This is a genomic window from Methanobacterium sp., from assembly GCF_016217785.1.
In the GTDB taxonomy this organism is placed as follows: domain Archaea; phylum Methanobacteriota; class Methanobacteria; order Methanobacteriales; family Methanobacteriaceae; genus Methanobacterium.
The window spans coordinates 242461-265908 of the sequence record NZ_JACRGA010000005.1 but is presented as its reverse complement, the minus strand read 5'-3'; the positions used below and the strand labels follow the sequence as shown (position 1 = coordinate 265908).

Below are 23448 nucleotides of genomic sequence, written 5' to 3'. Positions count from 1 at the left end.
CCCTACAAAATTAATCTTGAAATAGCTTTTAAATATCAATAGATTGAATTTTCTCATTTATTTATCATTAAATTGATTACAATCACTTCCAAGACTATTTTCTGCCAGTCTATTCATTCCTTCAATCATAAAAGATCGTTCTTCATCTGAAAAACCTTTAAAGAGGATATCTTCCCATTTCTTCTCAGCACGAAGAATTACAGGAACTACTTCTTTCCCTTTCCCAGTCAGGGATAATAAATATCTCCGACGATTCACAGGGTCCTGAACCTTATTGACCATCCCTTTTTCTTCTAATTTTCTTATGGCTCTGGCGATGGTCCCTTTATCGATATGGAACATTTTTGCCAGATCATCCTGGGTAATTCCCGATTTCTTGGAAAGGACCATTAGACAGGGAACCTGTCCTTCAGTAAGTTCTAGATGCTTCAGCTCCCGGTTCATGAATATGAAGTGGTTACGGACTACTATGGATACAATTCCCCTGAATGGGATGTCTAAAGACATGATTTTCACTCCTAATAGGTATTTTGAATTTTTTTAAGGTTAATATTAATTTATAACAAGTAAAATCTAAATTAAAACTTGAATTAAAGTTAAATAGTATAAAGTTTGAAATTTGACTCTGCAAAAATTATCCTATACATATTTAGTAGGGTTTTCTACCATATATATGTTGTCAATGCAACAATTGTCCGAACAACTAAAATGAAATATTATGAAAGGTATTGATCATGAAAAACTTGTGTGAAAAAATAGATACATTATCACTATTTGGAATGATCCAACTTTTCTTCAAATGTTATTTCGAACTTAGTCCCACCAGTGGTGTCCAGTTTAAGTTCAGCACTGATCTGTTCAGATAAACTGTAAATCAACATTATCCCCAGTGAATCAGATTTCTTAGGGTCAAAGTCAGGGGGAAGACCAACCCCATTATCACTGACTGTTAACCTAAATTTATGAGTACCATCATCAGTATCAGAATGGAAATCAACCTTTATCTCACCACTTTCCCCATCAGGGAATGCGTACTTTAAACAGTTGGATATCAATTCTGTTAAAATGAGTCCCAGTGGAATAGCTGTGTTTATATCCAGCATAACCTCATCTACATTGACATTCATTTTCACCCGTTTAGGGTCAGCAGCATAACTGTAGAAGAGGTTTTTGGCCAGAGTGGTTATGTATTCACTGAATTCGATCCTCTTAAGATCACTGGATTGGTAAAGGCTTTCATGGATCATGGCCATGGATTTTGCACGGTTCTGACTATCTTTAAAAATATCCCGAGCATCTGTATCCTTAATATACCGGGATTGCAGGTTGAGAAGGCTCTGGATAACCATCAAATTATTTTTTACACGATGATGGATCTCCTTCATCATCAGATCCTTCTCTTTCAGGGAATTTTTCAGTTCAGCTTCCAGTTTTTTTCGTTGGCTGATATCCCTGGCTACTATCTGAACAGCCCGCTGACCATCATAAGTTATGGGAGCATCCCCTACTTCAATATCCTTAAGTTGACCATTAAGGGATATTATTTTCTCTTCAATAAAGTCTAAAGTTTTATCTTCAGTTAAAACTTCGTGTAAACGTTTTTTAGCAACTTCCACTGAATCCGGATGGTAAAAGCTGAAAAGATTTTTATCTAAAAGATCCTGGGGGTCATCCAGGCCAAATATAGTGGCAGAAGCCTTGTTGGCAAAAACTATTTTCTCCCCAATAACCACCAGAATTGCATCGGGAGAAAGTTCAGATAAGTTTTTATAACGTTCTTCACTGTCACTGTAATCTTTTTCTATTCTTTTAAGTTTACTTATATCTTGAATTGTCAATAAACGTCCTTTAAATTCATTTTGATCGTAAAGGAATGTGATTTGCATCCGAATCCACAGATTCCAAGGATCTCCTATATGTACTGTTGTTTCTTCACCAGCTTTTTGATAGAACTCTTTTAATTCAGGAAACTCATCCAGTACTTCTGTTGCCGGTTTACCCACACAAACAGCAGTTATCCCAATCATTTCTGCAGCAGGATTAACATCAATTAACGTGTCATTGGTGTCAAAAACCATGAACCCATTTTTTATTGTTTCAAAGAGTTTTTCATAAGCAATGGGCCTTATACCTAAGAGAGAAAATTTAAAGATTGATATGGCCAGGAGTAATCCTGAAATAGTTAACCCAAATGGGGTTATATCCAGTCCAGGGATGCCCAGTGCATCCGTGTTGTACAGAACACTGCAAAACAAGGGTATTAGTCCACTTAAGATTAGGATCAATATTTGAGTGTGGTATATTCTGGGAGATTTCATTAAGAGTCTTAACAGGATTATCAGTCCCAGGATTATGAGTATGAAACTGTAGGCAATGTTCACCCAGAATCCCACTCCATGGGAGTATATTAAAAGTGAACCAGTCATGCTGGAAACAGGGGTGATGCTGGGCCAGATGAGTCCATGCAAATCATTGGTAAACGCCAGGAGGATGATGACCAGGGGTAAAACCATTAACATCCCAATATACGCTGGTTTAAGGTATTTTTCATGTTGAGCGTATTCTAAGATTACCATAAACCATAAGGGTGCCGCAGTAGCCACTCCAATGTAACTGATTTTTATCCAGAATATTTTGGCCCACATCTGGAGACTGAAAAACTCCATGGCAGAACCCAAACACCAGAAAAACACAGATAGGGTAAGTAGGGAGAAATAGAAATACAAATTGGAAGAACGCTTCCTGAGACTGTAAAAAGATAGGTAGAGGAGTATTATGGCACTGATAAGCAATATGATCCCTAAAAAAGAATGTTGAGCACTCATATATAATTCCTCTAGACCATTATTATTTTTATGTCAACCCATTAAAGACGGTTAACTTGTGACCATTTCATTAGATTATTGTTTTAAGATGGATTTAGTTTGTTAATAGGATACTATTTTTGTTGGAAGTATTATAGTGTTTACATTTGTTGGATTTAGAAAGAATGAATTTTAAAAAGAATAAAAATTTTCTAAAAAAAAGATGAGTAAAAAAAAATTTACTCACTGATATCGTATAATATTTTCATGGCCTTGGTGAATGGAGGGTTGCCTGAAGTTAAAAGAACCACCCGCAGGACATCAACAATTTCATCCCGGCTTATATCGAATTCTTTCATGGCACTTACCATCTGCTTCTTCATTGCCCGGTCATCAGAGGCTGCTGCAGTTATACCCAGGGCAATCAGCTTCTGTGTACGGTAATCCAAGACTTTTCCAGAGTAAGCTGCTTCGTTAAGCTCAACTACTGCTTTATAGATATCAGGATAGTCTTTTTTAACATGAACCATTCCTTTACCATAAAAAACGTCTTCTTTCATCTTTTTCCCTCCGAATATACTCTTTATCACCTTTAAAATATGTTATTTTTTTCATATATAAGTTCCGAATTTTCTTAAAATGATTTTCTTCAGCTCTTAAAATGATTCTTCCAATCTATTAAAACAGCCCCCTCCAGTGATTCACCACCTATAAAATCCATGAAAAACAAAAATTAAAGTCATGTCATTCCTGACATTCATCCCCAAAAACCCCTTGTACATCACCTAGCACCAACTGATCAAGTATTATGAATTTTAGATAAAATAAAAAATGTTAGAATGCCCTAAAATTGTTAGAACCCCCTAAGGAAACTTTTATAACGTACAAATCCAAATTTAACATTTACATAGCTTGTAGAGGGATGAATAAGATAAACACAAAATTTGGAAACAAAATAAAGTAAAATGGAATAGTTATTTGAAAAAAATGGGATGAATTGTAGTTTCTAAAGAAAAATGAGATGAAATTTGGGATGAAAGAAAAAAAATAAATTAGAACTCCTAATTTATTAAAAAATCAAAACGAAAAAAAGAAAATTCAGATTAAAAAGTGTTGTAAAGAAATGGGGCGAATATAATGTCATTTTTAGGTTTGATTGTTAAAAATCCATTCCGTAACAAGACCAGAACTGCGCTGGCTGTAGTGGGGATTGCCATTGGCATTGCCACTATTGTGGCTCTGGGGATCATCACTGATGGATTGAAATCTTCTACAGAGGAAACTTTGAAAGCAGGAGGAGCAGATTTCACGGTTGTGGAGACCAATGTATCAGATATGTTTCTCAGTGAGATAGATGAATCTTACGTTAATAAAATAAAAGAGGTTGAGGGGGTGGATGATGCTGTGGGGATCCTGACTGCCATACAACCGGTGGGAGATAATCCTTATTTTGTTATTATAGGCATTGACCCGGCCAAATTAACTATGAGTGGAATGAAAATCACCAATGGGACGGAATTTTCTTCGCCTGATGCTAAAGAAGTGATAATTGGTAAAGTTGGCGCCCAAAAGTTAAACAAGACTGTGGGAGACACCATAACCCTGGGTAAAGAGGATTACAAAGTTGTGGGAGTGTTTGAAACCGGTGACCTGCAGCAGGATGGGGGTACCTACATGTCCCTCAAGAATGTCCAGGCAATTGAGGAAAAAGAGGGTAAAGTCACCATGATCTACGTTAAGATCAAAAATGACGCCAATGTGGATGAAATAACCAAATCCATTGAAGATAAATATGGAAAGGACATCACCACCATAGCCTCACTGGAGGACCTACAAAGCGTTGACCAGGGTTTAAACACCATAGACACAGCTTCCTGGGCGATTTCACTCCTGGCCATTGTCATCGGTGGAATTGGTGTGATAAACACCATGATCATGTCGGTATATGAACGTACCCGAGAAATAGGTGTCTTGAAAGCAGTGGGATGGAAGGATAGGAGAATATTATCCATGATACTGGGAGAATCCATAGTACTGACCCTGGCCGCAGGGGTAGTGGGAATAATCATGGGACTGGTGGCCATCCAAGTGCTCCTGGCACTGGGAATGAGCGGATTCATACAACCAGTGTACTCCCCTGACGTGTTCCTACGGGGCCTTTTAGTAGCCCTTATAGTCGGCCTTATTGGAGGATTTTATCCTGCCTACCGGGCCAGTCGCTTACCACCAACCGAGGCGTTGCGTTATGAATGATGAGAACATCGTGGAGATTAAAAGTCTCAAAAAAGGTTTTGACAAAGGAAAGATAACCGCCCTGAACGGTATTGATCTTACCATCAAAAAAGGTGAATTTGTTTCCATTATCGGACCATCTGGTTCCGGGAAATCCACCCTCCTTAACATGATCGGAGCCCTGGACCGGCCAGATGAAGGCACTATAAATGTGGCTGGCTACGATCTTAAGGGTAGGAAGGATCTCAGTGAATTTCGTTCCAGGGAAATTGGCTTCATTTTCCAGCTCCACAACCTGATCCCCAACCTCAGTGTGGTGGAAAATGTGGAAATACCCATGTTTGAAAGTGGTTTATCAGGTAAGAAAATGAGAGAAAAAGCTTTGATACTACTGGATTACATGAATCTCTCGGATAAAGTTAAAAGAAAGCCCACTGAGCTTTCTGGTGGTGAAAGGCAGAGGGTGGCCATTGCCCGATCCCTGGCCAATAATCCATCCATAATCCTGGCAGATGAACCCACCGGGTCCCTGGACTCTAAAAATGGTGAGATGATCCTTAAACGCCTGAAGGATCTCCATGATAAAGAGGAGGTCACCTTAATCATGGTCACTCATGACCTGAAAGTGGCTAACCTGGCAGAAAGGACCATTGAGGTCTTAGATGGGAAAATAAAGGTCTAATGAAATAAGGGCTGGAATTTTTTAGATAAATTCCTTATTTTCCCTTGTTTCTTTTTAAAATTCTCTTAATTATTATAAATAAATCTTAAGTTTAATAGGATGTTATAAAGGTCCTTTATCAGGATGTCCTTCCCTCATCCCCATTCCTGCCTCTTTTTCAAGTGCACCTGGTTTGAAGAACATTTTAACCAGGTTCTGAGCATGTTCCCGGGCACGGTTATCTGCCAGGAATTTGAGGTCCTTCTCATCAACTCCTTCATCCTCATGGACAAAGACTTCCAGGATATGGGTGTTGGTCATGAGTTGGGCCTGTATGAGTCCAGTAGATGCTTCGTGGGCGCAGGTTTTATCCATTAACTCAGGTCCGGGCATTCCCAGGGCCATAACCACTTCACAACCCTCTTCTTCAATGAGTTTTTTACAGGCCACTGGAAGATCCTTAACACCCGGTACTGTTCTTCGGATTATTTTATTATTAGCTACTTGTTGTTTTATTTCGTTTATAGCGGCAGAGGCCATATCGTAACGGGCAAAAGTAGTATCGCAGATTCCTATTTTCATTTTATCACACTGAAAAGTTATCACTATAAAAAGTTATCATTCTAAAGATTAAGCACAGTTCAAGTTTAATGATAATTTTTGTCTTTGCATATTGTTCTTGGTACTGGTTTTATATGAATATTTTGTAAAAGAAGGAATACAAATTAATTGAATAATAGAATAATTTCCAGAAATTTTTAATATCCTATATTGACCTATAAAAAAGGGTCTAAATAAAGATTCTGAAAAAGAAATTAAAAAAGAAGGGGGTGTGATTCACCCTATAATCCAAAGGATTTCTTTAATAATTCCACGTTAACGTATCCTGCGCGGAATAATTCTCCAGTGGTAAGATCATTGATTACTACTTCTGCTGGTGCGAACATTCCCTTATCGATCTGGAAGAAGTCGAAATTGGCTTCTTTGAAAACATCATAGAATGGTTTTCCGTATCCATCTGCAGCAGAGGAGGGTAAGTTCTCAGCCAGTGCTTTTAGGTCATCCTTGGTTTCTGATTCAATGAAGTAGTAGGTTCGGCCTCCAAATAAAACTGCATCATTGGTTTTTCCCATGGCTTTTAAGCCGTCAGGGTCCACTGGAGCTATTGGAGCTATTCCTGCTGCGTGTTTGACCTTGTTAACGTCGAAGTGTAGGGCCTCCAGCATCTTGTAGGTTCCGTTTTCTACTACCCTTCCTGCTATCTGGATAGAACCAACCAGAGATGATGTAGGGGCTACCAGGGCGTAAACATTCTCAGGAGCAACTTTACATTCTTTAGCTACGTAATCGAGGACATCAGCTCCAGGGAGCTTGTCTGATTCCAGGGTGATGATGGCCAGATCTGCCTCATCCATGTAACCAATTTCTTCATAGGTTTCTTCAGGTTTCAGGGCCAGTGCTCTTGCCGGACCAGATCCCAGGGCAAAGAAGTCACCCACACTGACAGACCATCCTGCTTTCTGTGATCCCAGGGTTGAAATGGCTGGCTGATGTGTTTTTATCTTTACTGAGGGTAATGCAAAGCCTTCAGAGAGGTCTCCGGGGATGGATATTCCCACTTCAGCCAGTCCACCCAGACAAACTTTAGTATAAAGTTCTCCTGCTTTAAAACTTCCAGTTACATTCACTCCGGCATCTATAACTGTTGAACCGTTTTCCAGTTTGTGAACTGCAATATTAAGGTCGTCTGCATTCTCAATCATTAAGTCTACTGTTTTTTTAGCTTCTAAATTGACACTTACCATCTGATCATCTCCAATGAAAGTGAGATCCAATGGATAATGTAAAAATTATCCATTAAACTCACTTTACTCTATCAGGATTTTTAAGTTTTTTTATTTGGTTTTCATATGTCTTTAAAAAAATTTATAAAATGGATTGTTAAACCTAATAAAACTTGCAAATTACACTAATCACATTATTCAATCGCTTACACTATAACATCATTAGTTACACTCTTAAAGCTTCTTCAAAGTTCACCTGATATATGTGGGCACTGATTGAGTGTATGGTTAGACTTCCCACTTCCACTCCCACTTCTTCTGCAGCGTATTTTGATAGATGAGTTAATCCCACTGCGTTGGGGAACCATGCTCCATAAATATCATGGGAACGCCATAATCCAGTGGTGTGAAGTTTACCGTCTCGGATTTTGAAGTCCACCAGGATCATGCAAGGTACTTCTTCTTGTTTGGTGTCTGTGGTAGGGTCCCAGGTGACAGATATGGCCCTTCGGGATTCTTTACAGTTTTTAAGACGCCTGATTGCTTCCCCTATCTGGTCGATTCCCGCAAAATGTTTCCGCAGGCGGTTGCCATAGGTGTAGACGAATCCCTGTTTATCATCACTCAGGAATTGTTCAGCGTATATCTCCAGTTTCTCCCCACTCCAAAAGTATCCATCAGGGATCTCCAGTTCCAGTGGTCGGTTCATGGTGACCACAGTGTTGCGAAGCTCAAGTGTTAGGGAGCCTCTTTCATCCTTTATTTCAGAACCTTTCTGCATTACCCGCTTAACCAGTGTTTCCCATCCAGATTTTATGGTGGGAGTTTTAATCAGGATAGCCATCCAGATGCCTCCGTCATGTTTTTAAGTTTTTGATAAGCTGCCTCCGCTGGCAACATACGCATTCCACAGTCCGGGTCAACAATCATGTTTTCTGCTCCAATAATTTCTACTCCCTTCTCAATTAAGGTGCGAATTTCCTCTGGACTTTCCACTCTCTCAGTTTTGGTGTCCACACATCCAAAACCAATCTTCTTACCACCCAGATCAGTGTTTTGAAGAATTTCAAGATTCTTTTCTATTCCTGCAAATTCACAGTCAATTATGTCCACCGGGAATTTCAAAAGTTTCCCAAAGACCTGTCCCACATCTCCACATACATGCATTGCCAGGGGTACTTTCAAACCGTTCTGGGTGATTTTTATGGCCTTATAGGCTGTTTTGATATCAGCCATTCCAGTGGAGAGGAATGGTTCGTCGAATTGTATCATGGCCGCACCTGCATTTTCCAGGTATTTCGCCTCACGATTAAGGGCCTGTGCCATGTCAATTATTGCTTTATCCCTTTTTTCCAGGGTGTAGAATCCTTCCATTCTTGATGACAAGACCAGAGTGGTGGGGCCGGTTATGATGCCCTTAACACCCCGGGCATCTTCCCTAAATTCACCACCATGTAAAACTGTGCTCCCGGTCTTGAAATCTTCAGATATATTCTTTGCAGTTTTTAAGGCAATTTTAATGTCTTTTGCACCTATAGAATAGTTGATTGGGAGTATTCTGCCCTTGATCTTGGATGTTCCATCTTCCCAGACCATTCCAGTTATATCCCGGGCGAATATCTCCACCATGTCCCCGCGCACCTGTCCGGTGGATATGATATTCACACCAGCCTTTATCTGCTCCCGGACCGCAAACTCTACAGCAGCCTGATAAGAGTCGTAACTTGCCAGAAGAGAAGATATCCTGGAAAGGAAGGATGATGGTTCCTGTGGTGGTGAAGGGTAACTTCCAACTACAGTGGTTAGCATTGAAAACCTCATTATATGTTTTTATGGTTATAAATATTCTTATTCTAGGGTCTTTTTATTGTTATTCCCTAATGTATTTTTTATTTATTAAATGTATTATTTCCTAATGAACATATCCAATCACTGAATATGGCTCTTTCAACATATAATACAATACTAATTCGGTCCTGCCATTATATAGTAATGTAAAAACATAAAATAAATCACTGCACAATAAGATATGAAGTTAATTAAGGGAATAGGAGGATGTTTTATATGGAATTTACAGATTGTGTGAAATTTGCCAATGAAAACCCAGTTGCCTGGCTGGCAACTGCTGAGGGTGACCAGCCCCGCGTGAGGGGTATGGGAATGTGGTACGCGGATGAAACTGGTTTTTATTTCCAGACTGCCACCATGAAAGAGATGGTGGGACAGCTTGAGAAAAATGGTAAGGTGGAACTGGCTTTTTACCATCCGGATGAAGCAGTGGGAACCATGCTAAGGGTGGCTGGTGAGATTGAATTCCTGGATGATGTGGAAGTTAAAAAGAAAGTTTTAGCTGACCGACCCTTTTTAGGTGAGTTCGGTCTCACTGCAGAAGGTCCCGAACTGGTTGTATTCCGGATTTCCAAGGGGGAAGCCCACTTCTGGGACTGGGAGAGTAATTTGAAACCAAAAGAGATTATCGAGTTTGGGGATTAAAGAATTATAAACTTTTTTTAATTTAGTTTCTTTTTTTTAAATTAGAGGTTATTTCTGTTTTTAATAGTTAAAGTATAAATTGTGTTAAATTAAAATTCAAAATTGGTGTGTAAATGCAATCCAATGAAGAAGAACTAGGGAGTAGTCTCGACAATATTTTTAAAATGAGATATCATGGAGCTAGTAACATTCGGGGCATTAGATTTCAGATATTATATTCAGTATTACGTTCTTTTGATCTTTATACAAATAATATTAATTTTATTAGACCTGAAGGGATTGAAGATTTAGATCTTATAGGTTTAAGCTTAGAAAATGAATATATTCAAGTGAAAACATCTATAAATAAATGGAATTGGAGTAAACTCAAAGAGATAATTCCAAATTTTATGGAAGTACTTAAAAAAGAACCAAACTCTAATTTTTCTTTAATAATAGGGGCAGAAGTGGATGGAAATGTTGAAAAATTAATTAATTTAGATTCATTGCCCTCTGGAGAACAAAAACATATTTCAAGAAAAATTAGAAAAATGTCTAAAGATTTAAAATTATCTTTTGAGGAAGTAAATAAACTTTTACAAAAATTAAATATAATACAGACAGATGAAAAAGATATTTTAAACCAAATAAGGTTATTAACTGCTGATAATTTTGATTTGATAGGAGAATCAGTTAATTTTTATATATTAGTTTTAATTGCTAAATTTTTAGAATGGGCTCAAGATCGTAAAATAATTACATTATCAGATCTTAATGAGATTAAATTAAATATTACAGAGAGTATATCAAAAGAAACAGAATTCCAAGAGAAAATAAAAGCTTATGGACAAGGACTGATTGGCAGGATAAATTGGAGTAAAGATGAAAAAGTATCTGATTTTTTTGAAGGTAAAAAAACTCGTCCAGGGCATATTGTGGCTGGAGCTGATTTTAAAAGAGAATTTTGGTTAGATAAAATAAATAAAGCTATTTCTACGGCCAAAATTTGTATTATTAAATCTTCAAGTGGACAAGGTAAGTCTGCTCTTTTATATCGATATGCATATGGCTTTTGGCCTGAGGAAAATATTTTTATTTTGAGATTAGCTGAAAACAGGGAACAAATTGAGCTTGTTCGTAATTATCTTAAATTTAGAACTAGTTTAGGTGTACCTATTCTATTATTGATTGATGACATAGGGTCACATACAAGGTTATCATCATTAATAATCCAAGAATGTGTTTCTTTAGGGATAAATGTTCTGGCAACAATCCGTAATGAAGATTGGTATCGTTTCTTAAAGGAAGGTACTACAAAATATGAGGTTATAGAACCTAAATTAAATTTTGAAGAGGCTAAAGAAATTTATAAAGTTTTTAAATTAGAGGGAAAAGTTAATCAAGAAATTAATTCACCAGAACACGCATATGAAAAAATAGACGAACCTAAATTACTTTTAGAATATATTTATTTAATTACTCAAGGTAAAATGCTCAAAGAAAAACTAAGAGATCAGATCAGAGAATTTACAAGGCTTGGAGAAGATCAGTCCAAAATTGAAATATTAAGAAGAAGTTCATTAGCCAATACTTTAGGAACTCCGGTTCGTATTAAGAAATTATTAGATAATATTGAATCAAGAGATGATAAACAAGAGTTATTGAAATCTTTATTAAATGAATATATTGAAATCGAAGGTGAATTAATTAAAGGACATCATTGGGTTCGTTCAGAGCATCTTACCGAAATACTTCACGAATACTATCCAGGATTAGCAGAAACAGGATTAAAAACATTTGATGCTATACAATCTGAAGACATTTCAAAATTTGTTTCAAACGCTCTTTGTAAAGAAGGTTTGAATGAAAAAACATTTTTAAATGGGATTGCAGAAAAGGATTTGAATATTAATTATATTTTATACATTTTAGAAGGTATTTTCGAAGCTGGAGAGCGAAAATTCTTTTTAATAAATGAAAATATTTTTGATGAAGGTTATGATTTTATGGGTTCTCCGGCTATTACCTTTATGCATGTTGAATTTTGTGAATTTACTGACATAGATATCTCATTGAAAAAATTAGGGGATTCTGCAGGTGATAAAGGTCAAAATTTTTACAAACTAAAAGAAATTGCAGAACGTGCTAAAATTGTTCCTCGAGGATTAGATTTATGCAAAGATTTTTTAATACGGATAAATGAAAATATTGATCCTAAACAGTTTAATGATAATTATAAGGAAGTAGGTATATTACTTGATTGGTTTTCATTATGTGAACTTGAAATGGATGTTTGGCCATTTGTTAAAGATGATTTAATTCATTCTAATATTTTTGAAAAATCAATAAATGAATTTAGTTGTTTTGCACAAGGTCTTTACAGATATGAAAAGAATACCTATTGCAATTGGGTTTCAGAAAATCAAGAATCCATAATTGGTTATCTTAAGTTTAATTTAGAATGTATTAAATTAGAAATAAATGAAAATATCCTTTATATGGAGTTTATTCCAGATGATACTGATATTTATGAACAAAAAATGTCTAGGCTTCGAGGTTTAAGATCATCAATTCCTTTTTGCAAAGAGTATCAGTCTAAAGGAAAGTGGACATTACCTTTTGAATTCATACCTCCAGAAGATGATACTATAGCTAATATGTCTAAAGAAAAATTGCCTTTTGAGAGTGATATTAATAAAAATGCAGTTTTAGGCAGAATCCTTGATGAACATTATTTACCCGATAGCTTCTATATATTTGAACAATCATGGTTTATTCTTAGAGAAAATACTCTAAAATTTGTAAAACAATTTTCTAGACAGTTAATAAACTTACTTCTAAGGAAAAAATATAATTTTCAAGAAATTTACCAAAATAATGACTTAATGTCTATATTAGACAATATAGTCAAATATGAGGTCGATCTTCCTCCTCAAGCGTCAAAAGAGATACAAGAGAATTTCAAATTAGCTAAAAAGTGGTCGGGTAGTTTTATAAACTTCTTTAATCAACTTCCAGAATATATAATCTCTGGAGATATTAAAATTGGAAAATTAGTTTTATTAAATTTTCAAGACGTTTTTAAATATTTAAAAGAACTAAAAACTGTTTTTAGACCTATTTTTGATAATTATCCCATATATTTCAATTTTCAATTCTTAAATGAAAATGAAATTAAAGAGTATGAGTTATTATGTGATTTATTGAGCTTATGGATTCTTAGTCCACCAATGTGGCTTAATAATCCATCAATAAACCCGCCTAACGATATAAAGAGATACATAAAAGTAAATAAAGGTGAAAAACGTGATTTATTATTAAAACGTGCTCGTGATGCTCTTGAACCCCTAGAAAATGAAGGTATTAATATTATCCTTCCAAAGGATATTTATTTTGATCCTCCTCTAAGATATTTGTCTTTTGCTTATTCTATCGAAGATTTCGAAATCCTTAATGATGCTTTTGGTATGATAATTGAGAAATTAACTCAAATTATTGATATTGCCGACTTTTTTTGTATAATACCACTATATCATCGAAAATCTATCTATGATGGGGGCTATCAGATAAGTTCTAATCAAATTATGGATATAGTAAAAGGGCGAGTTGAAGATAACATTTGGGCTCTAATGCCCCATAAAATTGATAAAAAATTATTAAGTCATTTAGAAGAATTTAATTTTCAAAATTCACCGTTTTTAAAACTTACGGGAATCATTACAATATTAACAGAGATCCAAATGATTATAGGATGGTTAAATGAAATTAAAGTGCTTAAAGAATCTCAAAATTATGAAATTAAATTATATAATAAGTATATGGCTACTTTGAACAATAAATTAAGTGTTTTAAAAGAAAATACTCTAAATATTAAAAAATTTTTAATAAATGAGTTTAATAATGGAGATAATGATCCTAATAGTGACATTATTTTAAGTTATATTACAAAAATAGAAAATTCATCGTTAGATAATTTATCCAATGAATTGTATATTCCTTTTGATAATTTAATTGAAATTGGAACGGTTATAGAGCAATTGATCTCACAAAATTAATTATTTCTAAATTTAAATTAAATTTCTAAATAATTTTTATTTCGCCATATATAGGATTTTACGAAGTTCAAAAAATATTTAAAAACATTTATAAATTATAAAAACTTAATATTTTTAGGTGAAAATTATGCCAGAAACTCTTAAAAGAGGTCGTCCTAAATCAAAAAATAAAATGGAACAAATTACTATTAAATTACCTCCAAAAATAATAGAGGAGCTAAAAAAATTGTCAGAAAAAACTTATAATCCGGTAAGTTTTCATATTCGTCAAGCAATTGCGGAATATTTAGATAAAAATAAGTAAAAATTTTTATTATTATAATCTATTAAATATTTTCACACCGAAAATAAACATTCACGTTACAATAAACTAATAAAAATTTTTTCTAATTTATAGTTTTTTCAATTTTAGATTTATTTATGTTGTGGATAATCGTCTAAATTAAAATTAAGAGTATTACTTTTGTAAATATTGCCTCGAGGTAGTTCATAATAACCTGAAAGTTGAACTTCACCAGATAAACCTTTAGATCGTAAAAAAGTAGCAATTCTTTCTGCATTAAATTGATATACATCAACAGTCCCCTCTTTAAGCACACAAGGAATTCTCAAAGCACCTATGGGTTCTATGCGAGTAGAAAATACTTCATCAAGCTTGAAACTTCCCTCTTCAATTTTAATTTCATTATTTGCTAATATTTGACGTTTTGTTAATGCTACGGATCTATATCCTGGATTATATGCTACTAATTTAATTATAGTATCTTGTTTTACAGTATCAGATAAAATAGTAACCTCGATAAACCGTCTATTTTGGTAATAAGAGTACGAAACACTTATTATAGAAATTAATAATGCCAATCCTGATATAAATGGGGCAATAAAAGGCATAATATCATTTGAATTCATTTTATATCTCCTTCTTGATTTAAATAATTTATAATCTTATTTTCCAATAAATACTAATTAAATTATTTTTGATAATTGAAGTTTAGGTTAAAGATTATCAAATTTAATTTCTATCTTATTACTAATGAAATAAATCATTAAACAATATTGAAAACATTAACATCTTAGTTTATCTTAAAATAGAATTATAATATTTATTTTTGGATTCTCCAAAACCGCTAAATGATATAAATACTATTAATAAGTGAGTAATAACTGAACAAAATTATATAAAAGTTTTTAGAAAATTATAAGTTATGATAAATAACCAAAATCCTATGGAAGAATTTTTACAGTCTAATGAATATAAAAAATTGCAAAAAAGCTTTAATAAATAGAAACACCTTAGAAAAGGATATTAGATACCGAAAGAACCTAAGTTATTTCATTAGATTAAAAAAAATTAAAACCTTATTCTGTTAAGAATTAATATACATAATAAGACTCATTCATAATAATTGAGATCATTCTATTAACATTATTGTGGTGTTTTAATGGAGCAGGAATTAAGCAAGAATTTAGAAAGATTAGGAAATACAATTAATGAAATAATCACTAATTTACCCAAAGATAATATTTTGAAAATAGGTTATATTCATCATTCTACAAACAAATTCGATTATGATAATCAGTCTTTTGGATGGGAAATGCATAGAATTAAAAAAATAGACGAACATTTCATTGATTTCTTGGTTTTGGAAAAATTTAATGGTTCCAATGAATTTAAAGAAGCTAAAAAAAGTGTTGAGCAGTTTATTAAAAAATATATGGAACTATCAAATATTGTTAAGAATGCTGTTAAAAATAATCTAGATAGTACTTCAATACTTTCTGATTCATTTTTGGATGGTTTTAGAAAAAAAGTTATTGAAATTATTTTAGAGTTAAGCGACAATGATTTAAAATTAAATGATTTAAATAAATTTCAAGAGAATATTAAGGAATTAATCAACATTTCTGTGAAAGAACTGCAGGGAAAACCTCTTAAGTGTCAATTAACTATTAAATTAAATGGCATTATTTTAAAATCTAATAAAATAAATATTAATGATGACTTAGAAATTTTAAAGCCCAGAAAAGAAGATTGTGATATGGAATTTATTGATAATCCCTTTTCTAAATCTCAAATGGTAGCACCATCTGCTATTTTAGTATTTCGAGGTTATGAAGTGCTTAATGGGCATTTACCCATTGAAAATATTATTAGGTATTTTTTAGCTGTTTTTAGACTTTTTAAGAAAGGGAATATCAATTTTATTGGATATAGTTTTAAATCAGATGCTATTTTAAATGAGAATTTTAGGCGTGACTTCCTTTTTTCAGATAATAATTTTTTAAATAATATATCTCAATTATATTATCTACAATCATCGAGTTATGTTCTTGAAAATGAACTTATAGAACCTTTAAAAAATTTTATAAATAGTGATATTGACCTTAATAAGTTGTTTTCTGATGAATTTATGCACTTAAAAATTTCTTATAAACATTTTTCTAATGCTTTAGTTTCTGATTTTAATTCTGAAAAACAGATAGTTGATACTATAATGAGTTTTGAAGCTCTTTTTATGAAAAAAGGAGATAAAGAAGGGGGATCTTATAAAGTTAAAATGACAATTGCCCGGCTCTTTGATTCATTGATAAATAGTGAAGCCAAAGATATAAGAAAAATATTAATGAATAATTATGGTCCTGAGATTGTTTCAGAAAGAATGTATGATGGATTTCGGGTTAGGAATAAATATGCCCATGGCGAAAATATTTCAAAAACGATGCATAACGAATTCTTAGATAAATATGGTGGAATAGATAAACTACTAAATTATTTAATTGATTATCTAAGAATATCCATCATTTTAATGATAATAAATGATAAAAATGATTTTCTGGACTTAATAAGTATTTCATTAATTAAAAATGAAAGCAATAAAGAATTAACTGAATCTTTAAATGATATTAAGCAATATAACTTACTAAACTATTTTGAAGTATAGAATTTGTTATTTCACTGAATGAAAATATGAATTACAAAGAATTATTAAATGATTATTATGGGATTGAATGAAAGATTTATTAAAACTACAGTATTATTTAAAGGAATTGATACATCAGGTAAAAGTCATAATGGAACAGGATTCTTATTTATAGGGCCTCATGCATATAATAAACATAGATTTAGCAGTTTTGTAGTAACTAATAAACATTTAGCTAAAAATTTAAAAAATGCCAGTATCCAGTTTTATTTTGATGCTGCCAGAGCTAAACAAAAGTATGAATTAAATTGTGACATATTCAATTATTTTTGCCATCCCGATGACGAAATCGATATTTGCATATTTTTAATTAAAACAGATATTGCTGTAAATATTCATTTTTTGAATTATAAAACTCAAATTTTAAAAAAAGATGATTTAGAATCAAATAATGTTTCAGAGGGCGATTTAGTATATTGTATTGGTTATCCAGATAGTCTTGAAAAGGTAGATTATGCAAAAGCTAATAATGGAGTGATACACGATATAAAATCATTATATGAAGGCATAAGTAATGACTTTAGTATAGATGCACAAGTATCCCCCGGAAACAGCGGTAGTCCCATAATTTTAGAAGGAACTAATGGCATTAAATCTAAATTAATAGGTATAGTTCATGAATATCAAGCTATTGAAAAAAATAATAAAATTGTTTATACGGGAATAGGGAATGTTCTTCCTATGGATTGTATTTTGGATACTATTCAATTTTACTATGAATATATAGGAAAAGAGTTCTCAAAAGAAATAGAAATACTTAGTAAATTAGCATTGCATGAAAATGTAACTAAATATTTAGAATGGAACGTAGAACATGACAACCAACTTGGGTGGGATAAACTTAAAAAAAATGGTTGTACTCCTACTAAAATCAAAGCTTATGTAAAATATCTAAAAGAAAATAATAATCGATTTTTCAACAATGATAAGCGTGATTTGAAAAGAGTACTTAAATTGTTAAGAAAATTATTAGATTCACCTTTTATTGAACTTGTTGCGCGTGAAAGTGAAATACCAACTTCTAAAAATTTAATATCCAAATATTTAAGCGAAATAGATAGAATCAAAGATCGTTATTAAACTCAAATAATATTGATCCTATACTAAATAAGCCTATTTTATTTTTGTTAAGTCAATTAAAGGTTAATTTTTTAAACATGTGCGATAAATTTAATTTAATGTTTAAGATTTAAGTAATAATTTATTTACTTATGCATTAAATAGTCTTTAGATTGTAGTAAATTATAACGGAGAATTCTAAAGATAGTATTTAATCTATTTTAACAGCCCTTATTTTCTCCCGTTCTTCAGGAGGAACCGGTACCTCAACTGTTGCTGTCCCATAGCAGGGTTTAGTGTAAGGGAGTATTATGGTACCTTTTTCCTCGTTGATACCAATGGGTACTGGGGGTATTCCGATGATACGGGCTCCCACTATTTTTTCCCCAGGATTGACATGGACTACTTCCGGGGCGTTCTTTTCTATGAAACGAGCACAGTCTTTGAACCCGGATCGTGTCATGTGTATCTCGTAGTCTTCTGATTCACGAAGGTAAGTGTCAAGGCAAAACATATCAGGAATCCTCCGGTTTATCAAGTTTATTCATTTTGTTAGGTTCATCCTCTTTATGAGTTTCCATCTTCTTTTCAACTTCGCCGGATTGCTCATCAGAATTTTCCAGTTTCAACAGTGCTCGGTCCAAACGTACCCTGAGGGGTGTGGGGTTGTGGTATGCTCTTGCAGATGCAATATCCGCCTGCGTGTTCTCCCTGACCGTTTTTTCAAAGTTATCCAGTTTTTCCTGGTCACGGTGGAACACCAGTGCCAGGCTCTTGGTATTGAGGATGTGGTAAAATGTTACAAAATAGCTTACTGCAGCATCTTTAGCCACAAATCCTAAAAGAAAATCATAATCACCCGGATTCAATCCATCCAGGCAGGATTCTATGTCTGTCTTGTTTTGTATGTAATATTCCTCAGGGTCAGATACTTCCACCAGTTTCTTGGCTGATGGTGTACTGACCACTGTGACCTGGTATCCCATCCCAGTTAACTTATGAGCAGCATAAATTGTCAGGGGGGTTTGTGAAGGTGATTCAGGACATCCCAATAATATAATGGCTTTTTTCATAGTGTATTCCTCAATTTTCTTGTCAATACTATTTTTTCTTAACCAGTACCACGTGTCCTACCACCAGGGCACTCAACAACAGGAAGGTTAAAAGAGCAGTTCCATTAATGGAACGGTTCATTAAAAACAATCCAAGAGTTCCCTGGGCAATGAAAGCAGTTAATGATCCTATTAGCAGGGCTTCTCTCCCCAGGCAACTTTTGTCCCCATTTTCTCGACGTCTACGGTAGGTGCGGAGTATTCTGAATCCCAGGTACATCACCAGGATGCACCATCCCAGTAAAAATACAAGGAACAGGTAACCAAAGTCAAAAGCCACACCGAAGATACCTGGGAGCATGTAATCAATAACGTCTTTCTTAGTTACCAGTATCCCATAAAATACGGGGAACGGTAAGCCGAATAATGTGATTAATGCCACTGGAAGGGATATGTATCCATCGGAGCCCCCGAGACAGGCATCCCCCCAGAAACAGGATCCTAACTGATGTCCAAGGAGGCTGGTGTTTTTAAGCACCATTTCAATACTGGCTGTGGCATAGGTTTCTATCCTGGAAAGTCGTAGAAGTGGGCTGAGCACACTCATGTCCAGTACCCTTGAGAGTATTTCCAGGGATCCGAAACCAACCAGGGCCGCCACTACCACTAGGGTTATCCTTCTGACTGTAAACATTGATTTCTGGCGGAAAGATTTGGAAATTATGAAGAATCCTATGAAAAGTCCGAATAACCATAGTAAAAGGAAAGACCGGTGCATTAATCCTCCAGCTATGGTTATGAAGAGTATAATCCCTCCCATGTATATTTGAAGACTTCTGGTGTTTATGCCGGACTTTTTCATCATGGGAATGGCCGCCATTATGGTTACCACTGCCAGTAATGCCAGGGGACCGTATGGATGGGTGAATTCTGAGTGAGTGAATCCTGGTATGAAAAGGAAAAGGGCGTCTACTCCAAACATTAAGGCAAATCCTGCCGCTACGATCATGGCCACCAGGAGAACCAGGTTTAAACCCATGGGTGCCAGGTTCAATATGAAGAAAACCATCAGCTGAAGTATAACCGCAATTTCGATGATGTACTGTAGGTGATTCTGAGCAATTAAAGCCATATTATATAATTCCTCCAATTTCAGACTTTATTTACTAAAAGGATAGTTTTTATATTCTTAAAAATTCACAAAAAATCATATCCGGAGTATAAATGTGTTATTTATACCTATGAGTTATGAATTAATTCTAATGGATAAATCTGAATATATTTCCACACAATTTTTAGTAACAACCGTATTAAGTTAGTTTTTATAATTCTCGTTCATTACATTAATTAATAATCTTTAATGTATAATCCGTATTTCTATATACTTATAAGGTATGTATTTAAAAGCTTTTGTGAAGAGATCAGATGATCATAGAAACTAGCACTTTATCATCCCATGGACCCATTATATTCTTTAACAGGAAAAATAACGAGAATTCCATGGTCTTATCAGTTAACAACATTTCAAACACCATTTTTGATAAATTTTAGGCATTAGATGTGAATGTATTGGCATTTCAATAATAAATCTGCACCAATATCTACTTTCATCATAACCATAGTAATACTTTTCCAACTAAAGAACAGCATTAAGTTTAAATACCGGAAAAGATAACTGTATTAGAGGGCTGGTAGCTCAGGTTGGTAGAGCGTCGCCTTGGCATGGCGGAGGCCCCGGGTTCAAATCCCGGCCAGTCCACTAATTAAACACTGATTTTTATTTTGAAATAATATAAATCCGATTTTTTCAATCTGATTTAATTTAGAATATGAATAGTATATGATCTGAATAGTATATGATCGATAATAAAAGTGACACTCTATTTCATATTTCAACAAAATTAAGGATGAAACATCCCACTAAGTTAAAAATGAACGAATGATTGTGAAACAAAAAAATAGTTAGATTAAGATTTATTCTCAAATAATCATTTGATTTCATAAATGATTATTTGTTTTCACCATTTGCAGACTGGTAAATACTGTCAATCATGATTTTAAACAGATCATCAGTTGAAAGTTCCAAATAGTGGTGGTCGTCTTTAAGAAGTTCCCTGGCCATTCCCACTATCTCTTCAGAACGTGTGGATCGTTTCATAAGCCCTTTTTTGATGTAGTAAGAATCCACAGAAAGTAGCTGTCCTGGATAACAGGATATCACCGGAGTTCCCAGAAGAGCGGCTTCACGGTTCATGGTTCCGCCAGCCCCTATAACCAGGTCACAGGCTTTCATAAGGCTGAAAGTGTCCACGGGAGGTTTTATCAGAGTGATCTGGTCATCATTTTCGAATATCTGTTGCTGTTCCCGGAAGCGAGGTATCACCAGAATGTTAGCCTGATCCTCCAGTGCCTCAACAATTGGAGACAGGACAGTTTTCCTACAATCAGCATCCAAATAGGAAGCTAATGCAGGTTCAGGCCTCATAAGTATTGTTTTTTCCTTTTCAAGGTCTAATTTAAGGTCCTGGAATATGTGAGGATTGTACTGAAAGTCCACCAGATGGGTAATCTCTGATGTGCCATTGTAAGGGAGCAGGTGGTCTGGATCGGCACCACAACGAACCACTGCCTCTTTTTCAATCACTTCGGGTAGGACGATCTTATCACAAAGGGGTAATGTGAGTTTGTTGGCAGCTATGGCGTGTTCATTGTCCAGAACATAAACACTGGGGATCTTAAGACCATATGAAACACGGGGAAGTTCAATAGAGTGTTTGGAAACAGCGACGTCGGGTTTTTCCCTGCTTATAATTTGTGAAAGCTCGTAAGCTCTCTGTGTGCTGCGGATGAGCTTTTCCTCCAGACTCACTCCGTGCCATCCCACCAGGTGGTACTCAATCCCGAATAGATCCAGGAGTCTGTGCACATCACCAAAACGGCGGGCGGTTATGAAAACTTCTTCACCCTGATCCTCCAGGTAGCGGATTATACTGTGGAAAAACCGCACGTGGGGGGAGTTAACTATGTCGATCCATACCTTCAACCCATCACCAGCTCACTAATTGATTTTTAGATCCTTAAATTTCTTTTAATTGATATTGTTTTATTGATTTTTATAATCAACCAATATACTAAATCTAATAATTAACTATCGTTTAGATATAGTCAATTATAGACTTTATACTCAAATTATGGACTTTACTCCAATTATAGACTATAATCAGTTATCGTTAATGAAACCATTAATAGCTTCAATAACATCATTAAACCCAGTTCCAGTTTTAAGACTGGTCTTGATAACTTGTACTTCCGGGTTTATCTCCGCAACATCACTGACCATTTTATCGTCATCTGCACCAACTGCATCAGCCAGGTCCACCTTGTTGATAACCACCAGATCAGCATCCTGGAAGATCAGTGGATGTTTTTCCACAGTGTCATCTCCTTCAGTGACACTGATTACCACCATTCGCATGTGACTGCCCAGGTCAAAGTCCACTGGACAGATGAGGTTACCCACATTTTCAATGAACAATACATCAATATCACCCAGGGGCAGGTCATGGAGGGCATGTTCCACCAGGTGCGCATCTAAATGGCATTCTTTACCAGTGTTCAACCCCACCACAGGCACGTTATGGTTTTCAAACCTACCTGCATCGTATTTACTGATAACGTCCCCTGCAATAACACCGATTTTATAGTCCACAGCATCAATTATGGCTTCGATAAGGGATGTTTTTCCGGATCCTATGGCTCCCACAACATCCACTGAAAAAACACGGTCTTTATCCAGTATTCTCTGATTTTTTCGGGCCAGTTTCTTGTTGGCCACCATTATATCGTGTTGAACTTCCACTTCTGCAACTTTATGCATCCTCATCACTCTTCTCTATTTTAATGGTTTTAACATTACATTCTTTTCCAGTTAAGATTTCCACATTCCTTTCCCCACACTCAGGGCACACCACAATGGCCAGATAATGGTCCGAACCATCAGTATTTGCCAGTCCTGTGAATTCACAGCCACGACAATTAATTTCCACTGGAACATCTTCGATAATGATTTCTGCGTTTTCAAGGAGTGTGTCCTCTACTATAACATCTAATAAGAATTTTAACTGCTCAGGATTTAGCATGGTGAGCATTCCCACTTCAATAGTGACTTCCACTACCTCTGTGGCGTTATTTTTCTCTGCAGCATCTAGTACTGTGTCCACTATGGCCTGGGCCATGGATAATTCGTGCATTGGACTACCTCTCTAAGCTTGTATTTAACCTATGTTATGGGAAGCTTATTAATAAAGTTAACAAATAATTAAAAGTGAAAGTAAAAAACTGGCAGCTT

The 23448-nt window shown here is 34.8% G+C and carries 21 protein-coding genes and 1 tRNA gene; 8 read left to right on the top strand and 14 right to left on the bottom strand.

The genetic code is table 11. The features are described 5' to 3' along the window. Positions 1–57 precede the first annotated feature (57 nt). From HY987_RS02710 to HY987_RS02700, 3 genes are all read right to left on the bottom strand, one after another. Positions 58–507, bottom strand: a complete 450-nt coding sequence (locus tag HY987_RS02710) for a MarR family winged helix-turn-helix transcriptional regulator (RefSeq protein ID WP_292755376.1) — start codon at positions 505–507, stop codon at positions 58–60. Positions 508–770: 263 nt separating this feature from the next. After that, positions 771–2825, bottom strand: a complete 2055-nt coding sequence (locus HY987_RS02705) for a histidine kinase N-terminal 7TM domain-containing protein (RefSeq protein WP_292755374.1) — start codon at positions 2823–2825, stop codon at positions 771–773. A gap of 218 nt (positions 2826–3043) precedes the next feature. After that, positions 3044–3364: a carboxymuconolactone decarboxylase family protein gene (locus HY987_RS02700; RefSeq protein ID WP_292755372.1), complete on the bottom strand. Its 321-nt coding sequence runs from the start codon at positions 3362–3364 to the stop codon at positions 3044–3046. A 577-nt stretch (positions 3365–3941) separates the two neighbouring features. On the opposite strand from HY987_RS02700, the gene HY987_RS02695 reads away from it, so the two are divergent. Together HY987_RS02695 and HY987_RS02690 are read left to right on the top strand one after the other, a co-directional pair. Further along, complete coding sequence (locus tag HY987_RS02695; protein WP_292755370.1) at positions 3942–5057, top strand: ABC transporter permease; 1116 nt, start codon at positions 3942–3944, stop codon at positions 5055–5057. After that, on the top strand, positions 5050–5718 hold the full coding sequence (locus tag HY987_RS02690) for an ABC transporter ATP-binding protein (RefSeq protein WP_292755368.1): 669 nt from the start codon (positions 5050–5052) through the stop codon (positions 5716–5718). Before HY987_RS02695 ends, HY987_RS02690 begins: the two co-directional genes overlap by 8 nt. Before the next feature lie 102 nt (positions 5719–5820). On the opposite strand, the gene ribC is transcribed toward HY987_RS02690, so the two are convergent. From ribC to HY987_RS02670, 4 genes are all read right to left on the bottom strand, one after another. Continuing rightward, complete coding sequence (ribC, locus tag HY987_RS02685) at positions 5821–6279, bottom strand: riboflavin synthase (RefSeq protein WP_292755366.1); 459 nt, start codon at positions 6277–6279, stop codon at positions 5821–5823. A gap of 260 nt (positions 6280–6539) precedes the next feature. Beyond that, positions 6540–7502 carry a methenyltetrahydromethanopterin cyclohydrolase gene (gene mch / locus HY987_RS02680; RefSeq protein ID WP_292755364.1) on the bottom strand — a complete coding sequence of 321 codons (963 nt, stop codon included), beginning with the start codon at positions 7500–7502 and terminating at the stop codon, positions 6540–6542. Positions 7503–7707: 205 nt separating this feature from the next. Then, complete coding sequence (locus HY987_RS02675) at positions 7708–8325, bottom strand: thymidylate synthase (protein ID WP_292755362.1); 618 nt, start codon at positions 8323–8325, stop codon at positions 7708–7710. Beyond that, positions 8313–9290: a methionine synthase gene (locus HY987_RS02670; protein ID WP_292755360.1), complete on the bottom strand. Its 978-nt coding sequence runs from the start codon at positions 9288–9290 to the stop codon at positions 8313–8315. Before HY987_RS02670 ends, HY987_RS02675 begins: the two co-directional genes overlap by 13 nt. Before the next feature lie 255 nt (positions 9291–9545). On the opposite strand from HY987_RS02670, the gene HY987_RS02665 reads away from it, so the two are divergent. The 3 genes from HY987_RS02665 to HY987_RS02655 all read left to right on the top strand — a co-directional run bounded on the left by HY987_RS02665 (position 9546) and on the right by HY987_RS02655 (position 14312). Beyond that, positions 9546–9974, top strand: a complete 429-nt coding sequence (locus HY987_RS02665) for a pyridoxamine 5'-phosphate oxidase family protein (protein ID WP_292755356.1) — start codon at positions 9546–9548, stop codon at positions 9972–9974. A gap of 113 nt (positions 9975–10087) precedes the next feature. Beyond that, a complete protein-coding gene (locus HY987_RS02660) occupies positions 10088–14008 on the top strand; it encodes a hypothetical protein (protein ID WP_292755354.1) in 3921 nt (1306 codons plus the stop codon). Positions 14009–14135: 127 nt separating this feature from the next. Next, positions 14136–14312 (top strand): ribbon-helix-helix protein, CopG family, encoded by a 177-nt coding sequence (locus HY987_RS02655; protein ID WP_292755352.1) that lies wholly within the window; start codon positions 14136–14138, stop codon positions 14310–14312. A 110-nt stretch (positions 14313–14422) separates the two neighbouring features. On the opposite strand, the gene HY987_RS02650 is transcribed toward HY987_RS02655, so the two are convergent. Next, positions 14423–14917 (bottom strand): hypothetical protein, encoded by a 495-nt coding sequence (locus HY987_RS02650; RefSeq protein ID WP_292755350.1) that lies wholly within the window; start codon positions 14915–14917, stop codon positions 14423–14425. 533 nt (positions 14918–15450) lie between these two features. Between HY987_RS02650 and HY987_RS02645 the strand changes: the two genes are divergently transcribed. Both HY987_RS02645 and HY987_RS02640 read left to right on the top strand, forming a co-directional pair. Further along, positions 15451–16950, top strand: a complete 1500-nt coding sequence (locus tag HY987_RS02645; protein ID WP_292755348.1) for a HEPN domain-containing protein — start codon at positions 15451–15453, stop codon at positions 16948–16950. Positions 16951–17007: 57 nt separating this feature from the next. Next, positions 17008–18069 carry a serine protease gene (locus HY987_RS02640; protein WP_292755346.1) on the top strand — a complete coding sequence of 354 codons (1062 nt, stop codon included), beginning with the start codon at positions 17008–17010 and terminating at the stop codon, positions 18067–18069. 190 nt (positions 18070–18259) lie between these two features. On the opposite strand, the gene HY987_RS02635 is transcribed toward HY987_RS02640, so the two are convergent. Genes HY987_RS02635 through HY987_RS02625 form a run of 3 tightly spaced genes read right to left on the bottom strand, consistent with a single transcriptional unit; the run spans position 18260 to position 20232 of the window. Then, the gene (locus HY987_RS02635; RefSeq protein WP_292755344.1) at positions 18260–18562 is read right to left on the bottom strand and encodes a DUF1894 domain-containing protein; all 303 of its coding nucleotides are present in this window, start codon (positions 18560–18562) and stop codon (positions 18260–18262) included. A 1-nt stretch (position 18563) separates the two neighbouring features. Continuing rightward, positions 18564–19121 carry a DUF1890 domain-containing protein gene (locus HY987_RS02630; RefSeq protein WP_292755342.1) on the bottom strand — a complete coding sequence of 186 codons (558 nt, stop codon included), beginning with the start codon at positions 19119–19121 and terminating at the stop codon, positions 18564–18566. A gap of 28 nt (positions 19122–19149) precedes the next feature. After that, positions 19150–20232: a hypothetical protein gene (locus HY987_RS02625; RefSeq protein ID WP_292755340.1), complete on the bottom strand. Its 1083-nt coding sequence runs from the start codon at positions 20230–20232 to the stop codon at positions 19150–19152. Positions 20233–20785: 553 nt separating this feature from the next. Between HY987_RS02625 and HY987_RS02620 the strand changes: the two genes are divergently transcribed. Next, a tRNA-Ala gene (locus tag HY987_RS02620) sits at positions 20786–20859 on the top strand. 249 nt (positions 20860–21108) lie between these two features. On the opposite strand, the gene HY987_RS02615 is transcribed toward HY987_RS02620, so the two are convergent. The 3 genes from HY987_RS02615 to hypA form a co-directional block, all read right to left on the bottom strand. Then, a complete protein-coding gene (locus tag HY987_RS02615; protein ID WP_292755338.1) occupies positions 21109–22143 on the bottom strand; it encodes a DUF354 domain-containing protein in 1035 nt (344 codons plus the stop codon). A gap of 177 nt (positions 22144–22320) precedes the next feature. Then, positions 22321–22977 carry a hydrogenase nickel incorporation protein HypB gene (hypB, locus tag HY987_RS02610; protein ID WP_292755336.1) on the bottom strand — a complete coding sequence of 219 codons (657 nt, stop codon included), beginning with the start codon at positions 22975–22977 and terminating at the stop codon, positions 22321–22323. Further along, the gene (hypA, locus tag HY987_RS02605) at positions 22970–23350 is read right to left on the bottom strand and encodes a hydrogenase maturation nickel metallochaperone HypA (protein WP_292755334.1); all 381 of its coding nucleotides are present in this window, start codon (positions 23348–23350) and stop codon (positions 22970–22972) included. The genes hypB and hypA overlap by 8 nt, the downstream gene beginning before the upstream one ends. Positions 23351–23448 lie beyond the last annotated feature (98 nt).

Coding starts and splice junctions, on each gene's coding strand:
- HY987_RS02650 (WP_292755350.1), bottom strand. CDS start 14,917: ATGAATTCAAATGATATTATGCCTTTTATTGCCCCATTTATATCAGGA.
- HY987_RS02670 (WP_292755360.1), bottom strand. CDS start 9,290: ATGCTAACCACTGTAGTTGGAAGTTACCCTTCACCACCACAGGAACCA.
- HY987_RS02710 (WP_292755376.1), bottom strand. CDS start 507: ATGTCTTTAGACATCCCATTCAGGGGAATTGTATCCATAGTAGTCCGT.
- hypB (WP_292755336.1), bottom strand. CDS start 22,977: ATGCATAAAGTTGCAGAAGTGGAAGTTCAACACGATATAATGGTGGCC.
- HY987_RS02660 (WP_292755354.1), top strand. CDS start 10,088: ATGCAATCCAATGAAGAAGAACTAGGGAGTAGTCTCGACAATATTTTT.
- HY987_RS02705 (WP_292755374.1), bottom strand. CDS start 2,825: ATGAGTGCTCAACATTCTTTTTTAGGGATCATATTGCTTATCAGTGCC.
- hypA (WP_292755334.1), bottom strand. CDS start 23,350: ATGCACGAATTATCCATGGCCCAGGCCATAGTGGACACAGTACTAGAT.
- HY987_RS02635 (WP_292755344.1), bottom strand. CDS start 18,562: ATGTTTTGCCTTGACACTTACCTTCGTGAATCAGAAGACTACGAGATA.
- HY987_RS02675 (WP_292755362.1), bottom strand. CDS start 8,325: ATGGCTATCCTGATTAAAACTCCCACCATAAAATCTGGATGGGAAACA.
- HY987_RS02700 (WP_292755372.1), bottom strand. CDS start 3,364: ATGAAAGAAGACGTTTTTTATGGTAAAGGAATGGTTCATGTTAAAAAA.
- HY987_RS02655 (WP_292755352.1), top strand. CDS start 14,136: ATGCCAGAAACTCTTAAAAGAGGTCGTCCTAAATCAAAAAATAAAATG.
- HY987_RS02645 (WP_292755348.1), top strand. CDS start 15,451: ATGGAGCAGGAATTAAGCAAGAATTTAGAAAGATTAGGAAATACAATT.
- HY987_RS02625 (WP_292755340.1), bottom strand. CDS start 20,232: ATGGCTTTAATTGCTCAGAATCACCTACAGTACATCATCGAAATTGCG.
- HY987_RS02630 (WP_292755342.1), bottom strand. CDS start 19,121: ATGAAAAAAGCCATTATATTATTGGGATGTCCTGAATCACCTTCACAA.
- ribC (WP_292755366.1), bottom strand. CDS start 6,279: ATGAAAATAGGAATCTGCGATACTACTTTTGCCCGTTACGATATGGCC.
- HY987_RS02690 (WP_292755368.1), top strand. CDS start 5,050: ATGAATGATGAGAACATCGTGGAGATTAAAAGTCTCAAAAAAGGTTTT.
- HY987_RS02695 (WP_292755370.1), top strand. CDS start 3,942: ATGTCATTTTTAGGTTTGATTGTTAAAAATCCATTCCGTAACAAGACC.
- HY987_RS02640 (WP_292755346.1), top strand. CDS start 17,008: ATGGGATTGAATGAAAGATTTATTAAAACTACAGTATTATTTAAAGGA.
- HY987_RS02665 (WP_292755356.1), top strand. CDS start 9,546: ATGGAATTTACAGATTGTGTGAAATTTGCCAATGAAAACCCAGTTGCC.
- mch (WP_292755364.1), bottom strand. CDS start 7,502: ATGGTAAGTGTCAATTTAGAAGCTAAAAAAACAGTAGACTTAATGATT.